Consider the following 6,440-nt stretch of genomic DNA (forward strand, 5'->3'; position numbering starts at 1 on the left):
GCGCCGAGTCTTTCCAGTACTCTGCGCGCAGGTCTTTCTTCAAGACCTTGCCGGCCGCGCTGCGCGGCAGCTGGGGCACAAAGTCCACCGTCTTGGGCGCCATGACGCTGCCCAGCTTGGCCTTGCACAGCGCAATCAGCACTTCGGCGCTGACCGACTGGCCGGCATTGAGCTCGACCACGGCCTTGACCGCCTCGCCCCATTTTTCGTCGGGCACGCCGATCACCGCGCAGTCCTGCACCGCCGGGTGGCCCCAGATCACCTGCTCGACCTGGCTCGGGTAAACGTTGAAGCCGCCGGAGATGATCATGTCCTTCTTGCGGTCGGTGATGTGCAGAAAGCCCTCGTTGTCGATGTGCCCGACGTCGCCGGTGTGCAGCCAGCCGTCGATGATGGTCTCAGCCGTCTTGACCGGGTCTTTGTAGTAGCCCTTCATGACCAGGTCGCCGCGCACGCAGATTTCACCCGACTCGCCGCGTGGCAGGATTTGTTTCTCATCATTCATGATTTCGACATGCACCAGCGGATTGGGCCGGCCCACCGAAGCCAGCCGTTCATCGCTGGCCAACTGGCCCGCCTTCAGGTGCTCGTCGGCCCGCAGCGTTGAGATCGAGCCGGGCGCTTCGGTCTGGCCATAGCCGCCCGTCATCACCGGGCCAAAGACCTCGATGGCTTGCTTGAGTTTTTCAACCGACATGGGCGCAGCACCATACATGAAATACTTGAGCGACGAAAAATCGACCTTCATGTTGAGGTCAGGAATATCAAGCAAACGGTAGATCACCGTGGGCGGCAGAAAAATCTCGGTCACGCGGTGCCGCGCGATGGCGCCCAGCATCAGCGTGGGGTCGGGCTTGGCCAGCACCACCACCGCGCCGCCACGGGAAGTTACCGGAATGGACAGCAGGCCCGCCGTGTGCGTCATGGGCGCTGCCGCCAGCGTCACGGGTTTGTCTTCGTCGCTGTAGGGGCAGGCCATCAGGAAATGCGCAAACGCGGTCTGGTAGCTGCGGTGGGTATTCATCACGCCTTTGGGCGCGCCAGTGGTGCCGCCGGTGGGCATCACCGCCACCACATCGTCTAGGTCCACGCGCACATGCGGCTTGGTCGCAGGTTGGTCCTTGATCCAGTCGGCCAAGGCGATCGAACCCTGCACCTGCGGCGCGTTGCCATCGATGCAGACCCAGTGCCTGACCTTGGGCAGGCGCGCCTGCAAGCCGGCAATGACATCCGCAAAGTACGCCTGAAAGAACAGCACTTCGCAGTCGAACTGTTCAAGCACGTAATGGTTGTCCTCGGCGGCGTTGCGCGCACCCACCGGCAGCCAGCACATGTTGGCGCGCCACAGCCCCAGCGCGCACGTCCAGGCGGTGGTGTCATTCAGGGCCCAAACCGCGCCCTTGGTTTCCTTGGGCAGCCCGGTGGCCAGCAACGCGTTGGCGATGCGGCACGACAACTCACCCACCTCGTTGAAGGTGTAGCTGCGCTCGTCCTGAATGTAAGCGGGGCCGTTGGGGTTGATCATCCAGCCCCGGTCAAAAAAGTCAATCATGGCCATGTTTGGGTCTCCTTTAAAAATCAGTCCACAAAAGCCACGACACGCGCCGGCGCGGCGCTGCAATTGGCCAGCTTGATGGGGAAGAAGCCCACCATGAAACCGCTCAGCGGCAGCGCGCCCAGGTTGGTCATTTGCTGCACGATGAAGGCCTCGCGCTCGACGATGGCCTTGTGACCATCCCACAGCACGGCCTTGTCTTTGGTCTCCTGGTACTTGCGCGCCATCAGCCCAAAGGGCAGGTCCCAACCCACGGCGTCGGTGCCCAGAATGGTGGCGCCCTGCCCGGTCAGGTGCAGCGTGCCGGCCCGGCTCATGCCCGGCTGCTGGTAATAACCGGCATCTTTCAGGGTAAAGCGCTCCTGCCCGGTGCGAATCAGCACGGCATCACCCTGTTTGATGGTGGTGCCGGTGGCCGCCAGCGCGGCGTCAAGCATGGCAACGGTGATTTCTTCGCCCGGCTTGGCCCAGGGGCGCACGTCGAGGACCAGACCGGGGCGATAGAGCTCGCCCAGATCGATGTCGGTGATGGTGCGCGCCGGCGCGCCGGCAATGCGCGAGGCACTGTGCAGCGGCGCATCCACATGGGTGCCGCAATGCGAAGACATGTCGGTCAAGATCTCGGAACCCCAGCCTTCGCCGTCGGTCAGGTCGTCATGGGTGCAGCCCAGGTATTTGCAGAACTCATCGGCACCCTTTTCCTTGGGGTGAAAGTATTCAATCTTGGGCGACACCACCACGGCGGCGGCTGCCAGCTGGGGCGGCAGCAGGGCGCGGTTGGCGGGGTCCAGGGTTTGTGTCAGGTCAATCAGGCGTGTCATGCAAAGGTCTCCTCAAGATTTAAATAGTCGGTGATGGCAAGTTTCGTGCGCCAAGCAAAGTCGCGATATCGGTTTTCCGCAAACTCAAATCAACATTCGCAATTGACTTCAGAAACTGTCACGGCCTTATGACCATGGCCCATGGCCGCAGCTTGCACACCACTGGTGAAATGCGAATATTTGCGGAATTCCGATAGACGGACCGACGTCCGCGACACAAAATTCACCCGGCCCGGGCGAACCTTGGGCATGGGCCGTCGCCACATTCAGCGCAGCGGCATAAATAAGATCGAAAAACCGATGGCCCTGTTCTGAATTTCGATAACATCTGATCCTGATCAAGATTGCCGGTTTAAGAGTGGGAAAAATCCAAGCAATACAACGGAGGAAGATATGAAAACTGTGACGAATTTCAAGAAAAGCTTTCCATCCAGCAAAAGGAGCAAGTTGAGCCTGTTGATTGGCTCGCTCGGTATGGCCGTGGCACTCACGGCGCCCTCAATGGTTTCAGCCGCAGGTGCGCAGCGCCAGCCAAACATCGTCATGATCGTGGCTGACGACATGGGTTTTGCTGACCTGGGGTCGTTCGGCAGCGAAATCAAGACCCCGAACTTTGACGCGCTGGCGAAAGACGGCGTGCGCTTCACCAACTTTTACACTCACGCCAGCAGCTCCCCAACCCGGGCAACCTTGCTCAGCGGTGTTGACACCCACATCAGCGGCCTGGGCAACATGGACGAGTGGACGGCGCCCAACCAGACGGGCGTGCCCGGCTACGAAGGCTTTTTGAATGACCGCGTGGCCACCATGCCCGCGCTGCTCAAGGACGCGGGTTACCACACCTACATGGTCGGCAAGTGGCACCTTGGCAAACAACCGAACCAGATTCCTGCGGCGCGCGGCTTTGATCGCGACTTCTCCCTGCTGGACGGTGCCGGAAGCTATTGGGACATGAGCAATTTCACCATGGCGTCGCCCAAGTCGGTGTTTACCGAGGACGGTCGTTACCTGACCAAGTTGCCCGACGATTACTACGCCACCAAAACCTACACCGACAAGATGATCAGCTTCATCGACGCCAACCGCGGCGACGGCAAGCCTTTCTTTGCGTACGTGGCCCACCAGGCGCCGCACGATCCTTACCATCTGCCCAAAGACTGGCGCAATCGGCATGTTGGCGAATACGACAAGGGTTGGGATGCCGTGCGCCAGGAGCGCCTGAAGCGGCAAATTGAGATGGGTATCACGCCTGCGGGCACCCAGCTGTCCGAGCGCATGTGGTTTGTGCCCGACCCGATCGTGCTGGCGCCTGCGGCGCGCGCCATCCTCGGCAAGAAGATGGAGCTCTACGCCGGCATGGTGGAAAACCTTGACCACCACGTTGGTCGGCTGGTCAAGCACTTGAAAGACATCGGCGAGTACGAGAACACGATTTTTGTGGTGTTTGGTGACAACGGCGCCGAGGGCACCGACCTCTTTGCCATGATTGCCGGAACACCCGGTACCCGCGACTACCTGTATGCCTCCATGATGTGGTCGCAGACCCATCCCAACGCCTGGGGCGACCCCGGCTCTTACGTTGGCTACGGCCCCATGTGGGCACAGGCCTCGATGACCCCTTTCAGCCAGTACAAGGGCTGGGTCGCCGAAGGCGGTGTGCGCAATGCACTGATCGTCAGCGGCCCCGCCGTCAAGCGGCAAAAGGGCAGCATCAACAACGGCTTGATGCATGTTGCCGATTTCATGCCGACCATGCTTGAGGTGGCAGGCACCACCTACCCGCAGACCTACAAGGGCAAGGAGTTGCCCAAGCTGATTGGCAAGTCGTGGACCAAGGTGCTTGCCGGCGAGGCCGACACGCCGCGTACCGAGAAGGACTACGTTGCCTGGGAAATCTTTGGCAACCGCGCCCTGCGCCAGGGCGACTGGAAGCTGCGCTGGCAATGGCAACCCATGGGCAAGGGCGACTGGGAACTGTTTGACCTGGCCTCCGACCCGGCCGAGCGGGTGGACCTGGCCGCCAAGCAACCGGAGAAATTGAAGGCCATGCTGGCCTCCTGGGACGATTACGTGAAGAGCAACAACGTCATCATTCCTGACCGTTCACCCTTTGAGAACCTCAAGGATCAGCTGCCACCCAGGTCGCCTGACAATGCCGGTTTCCCACCGATGATCTACAAGCGCCAGTTTGTGCCACCCAAAGACATGGTGGCCGAGCCAAAATCCTGATCGTGACCCGGGCGGCGACTGATCACGCCGCACTCAAAACTTTTTTGAATCCTGATGGAGACTTTATGAAACAAATCAACAATCTTCGGCTGGCCCTTACCGCGATGGCGGTCATCGGCAGTTTTTGCGCAACGCAGGCCATGGCGCAGGTGCCCGGGCGCTTTTACCTGAAGAGCCTGTCGGGGGCCAGTGGTGTTCCCGTCATCGTCAACTCCTTGTCCGGCAACACCAACCCGTTCGACCCGTCGCACACGGTGACCCCTGAGGCGAGCTTCGATGCCACGATGGCCATGGTGGGATTCGCGCAAACCTATTCCCTGTTTGATCGCTCAGCCATGGCGGCCGTCATTTTCCCCATGGGCCGACTCTCAGGTGAAGGTGCCGCATTTGGCAAGACGATTGGTCAGCAAGCGAGCGGTTTTGGCGACCCCATGCTTGAGTTTGACATCAACCTGATCGGCCCACCGGCGCAAAAGAGCATTCCCGACGCACTGCGCTACCAACCGGGTTTCTCGCTTGACCTGCTCGCCGACCTGGCCTTGCCCATCGGCGAATACGACAACAAACAACAACTCAACATCGGCCAGAACCGCTGGTACGGCCGTCTTGGCATGCCGGTGACCTGGCAACTGGGCGACTGGGTGCCTGGCCGTCGCACCACGCTGGAATTTCTGCCGGCCGTCTGGCTGTTCGGCGACAACACCGACTACGGCGGGCAGACGCTGAGCACCGACCCGCTGTACCAGTTGGATGCGCACCTGACACGCGACTTCACCGCCAACCTGTGGGGCGCGCTCGACGCGTCGTGGTACAGCGGTGGTCAGGCCACCATCGGCGGCGTCACAGGCAGCAAGCTCAACAACGTGGGTGTCGGCCTGACGCTGGGCTACACCCTCAATGACAACATGAACATGACCTTTGGCTACAAGTCAACCCTCAACGACACCGGGCCCGGCGACATGAAGATGGATGGTTTCATGTTCACCTTTGTTTACGGCTGGCACCCGATCATCGAGGGCTCCAAGCGCCTGAAGAGCGAATAATCGACCGGCCTTGGATGGTCAGGGCAGAGGGAGAGCAACACGTCTCTCCCTTTTTTTATTCTTGTTGATTTCCCGATGACTTTGGCCAGCAGCCCGAGCGAATGACATGACCCAACAACCCGAATTGAAGCTCCCCAAGCTCAGCGGCGGTGACTCCTACCGGTTTCACACCATGCTCAAGCCCAGTGGCGCCCAGTGCAACTTGGATTGCGCCTACTGCTTCTACCTGCACAAGGAAGACCTGCTTCACCAGCCGCAGGCGCCGCGCATGAGCGACTCCATGCTGGAGAGCCATATCCGGCAATACATCGAGGCCCAGACGGGCGACGAGGTGGTCTTCTCCTGGCAAGGCGGCGAGCCGACCCTGATGGGCATCGATTTTTTCAAGCGCGTCGTCGAGATCCAGAAAAAGCACAAAAAGGCCGGTCAGCGCATCGAAAACGATCTGCAGACCAATGGCATTCTCATTGATGACGCATGGTGTGAGTTCCTGGTCGCCCACAATTTTCTGGTGGGCCTGTCGATTGACGGCCCGGCTGAATTGCATGATCTGTACCGCTACAACAAAGGCAACAAGCCAACCTTCAACCGGGTGATGGCCGCCGTGGCGCTGCTGCACAAACACAAGATTGTGTTCAACGCCTTGTGTGTGGTCAACCGCAGCAATTCCCAACGCCCCCTGGATGTCTACCGCTTCCTGCGGGATGAAGTGCGCCCGCGCATCATCCAGTTCACGCCCGGCATGGAGCAGCGCGATTTTCGCTCGGTGGCGCCCGGCCACTGGGACTGGGA

The 6,440-nt window shown here is 60.4% G+C and carries 5 protein-coding genes; 3 read left to right on the plus strand and 2 right to left on the minus strand.

The genetic code is table 11. The features are described from left to right. The coding region (locus GPS82_RS12890; protein ID WP_296495361.1) for an AMP-binding protein at nt 1–1,558 on the minus strand (1,558 nt) is incomplete at its 3' end. 20 nt (nt 1,559–1,578) lie between these two features. Next, nucleotides 1,579–2,376 (minus strand): cyclase family protein, encoded by a 798-nt coding sequence (locus GPS82_RS12895; RefSeq protein ID WP_296495363.1) that lies wholly within the window; start codon nt 2,374–2,376, stop codon nt 1,579–1,581. A 393-nt stretch (nt 2,377–2,769) separates the two neighbouring features. Here GPS82_RS12895 and GPS82_RS12900 point away from each other — a divergent pair, with 393 nt between their 5' ends. The 3 genes from GPS82_RS12900 to GPS82_RS12910 form a co-directional block, all read left to right on the plus strand. Continuing rightward, nucleotides 2,770–4,605 carry an arylsulfatase gene (locus GPS82_RS12900; protein ID WP_296495365.1) on the plus strand — a complete coding sequence of 612 codons (1,836 nt, stop codon included), beginning with the start codon at nt 2,770–2,772 and terminating at the stop codon, nt 4,603–4,605. Nucleotides 4,606–4,670: 65 nt separating this feature from the next. Further along, the gene (locus tag GPS82_RS12905; RefSeq protein ID WP_296495367.1) at nt 4,671–5,648 is read left to right on the plus strand and encodes a transporter; all 978 of its coding nucleotides are present in this window, start codon (nt 4,671–4,673) and stop codon (nt 5,646–5,648) included. A gap of 106 nt (nt 5,649–5,754) precedes the next feature. After that, a partial coding sequence (locus tag GPS82_RS12910) for a radical SAM protein (RefSeq protein ID WP_296495371.1) occupies nt 5,755–6,440 on the plus strand: 686 nt, incomplete at its 3' end.

Source organism: Rhodoferax sp., assembly GCF_011391645.1.
In the GTDB taxonomy this organism is placed as follows: domain Bacteria; phylum Pseudomonadota; class Gammaproteobacteria; order Burkholderiales; family Burkholderiaceae_C; genus Rhodoferax.

Coding starts and splice junctions, on each gene's coding strand:
- GPS82_RS12905 (WP_296495367.1), top strand. CDS start 4,671: ATGAAACAAATCAACAATCTTCGGCTGGCCCTTACCGCGATGGCGGTC.
- GPS82_RS12895 (WP_296495363.1), bottom strand. CDS start 2,376: ATGACACGCCTGATTGACCTGACACAAACCCTGGACCCCGCCAACCGC.
- GPS82_RS12900 (WP_296495365.1), top strand. CDS start 2,770: ATGAAAACTGTGACGAATTTCAAGAAAAGCTTTCCATCCAGCAAAAGG.